The 1,186-nt window shown below is 51.0% G+C and carries 1 rRNA gene (cut by a window edge); it reads right to left on the reverse strand.

The window, feature by feature from the left end:
• A 23S ribosomal RNA gene (locus BV372_RS34115) occupies positions 1–1,186 on the reverse strand (its annotated part continues 698 nt past the right edge of the window); the annotation flags it as partial.

Raw genomic sequence — 1,186 nt, forward strand, 5'->3', positions numbered from 1 at the left:
AACTTACCCGACAAGGAATTTCGCTACCTTAGGACCGTTATAGTTACGGCCGCCGTTCACTGGGGCTTCGGTCGCCAGCTTTGCTTTAGCTAACCGACTTCCTTAACCTTCCAGCACTGGGCAGGCGTCAGCCCCCATACGTTCTCTTTCGAGTTTGCGGAGACCTGTGTTTTTGTTAAACAGTCGCCTGGATCTCTTCACTGCGACCCACTGCTTAGGTGGGCACCCCTTCTTCCGAAGTTACGGGGTCATTTTGCCGAGTTCCTTAGAGAGAGTTATCTCGCGCCCCTTGGTATTCTCAACCTCCCTACCTGTGTCGGTTTCGGGTACAGGTAATTTAGGTTTAACGTGTTGAGAGCTTTTCTAGGAAGCATGACTATGTCACTTCGCAGTCTTCACCGCTCGTACTCCTGCCTTAGCTCAAAACGTTTTCACCGTTTCTCATCACCTCGGACAGTTAAACCAGCACTACCAATCGCTGGCTGACAATTGCCTTCTTCGTTCCTCTGCACAAACCTAAATTAGTACGGGAATTTTCACCCGTTATCCATCGACTACAGCGTTCGCTCTCGCCTTAGGACCTGACTAACCCAGAGTGGACGAACCTGGCTCTGGAACCCTTAGGGTTTCGGGGCATTGGATTCTCACCAATGTTTTCGCTACTCAAGCCGACATTCTCACTTCCGTCTCGTCCACAGCTGCTCACCGCTACTGCTTCACTCTCAACGGAACGCTCCCCTACCGATAAATCGATAGATTTATCCCACAGCTTCGGCATGTCACTTAGCCCCATTCATTTTCTGTTCAGGAGCGCTTGACCAGTGAGCTATTACGCACTCTTTCAAGGGTGGCTGCTTCTAGGCAAACCTCCTGGTTGTTTTTGCACTCCCACCTCCTTTATCACTCAGTGACAATTTGGGGGCCTTAGCTGATGGTCTGGGCTGTTTCCCTTTCGACGATGAAGCTTATCCCTCACCGTCTCACTGGCTGTGTGTACATTGGGTATTCTGAGTTTGTCGAGATTTGGTACCGCTCTCGCAGCCCGCACCTCAACAGTGCTTTACCCCCCAACTATAATCACAACCGCTGCGCCTAAACACATTTCGGGGAGAACCAGCTAACTCCGGGTTCGATTGGCATTTCACCCCTAACCACACCTCATCCGCCGATTTTTCAACATCGGTCG

Origin of the sequence: Nostoc sp. T09 (genome assembly GCF_002154695.1) — a bacterium.
In the GTDB taxonomy this organism is placed as follows: Bacteria; Cyanobacteriota; Cyanobacteriia; order Cyanobacteriales; family Nostocaceae; genus Aulosira.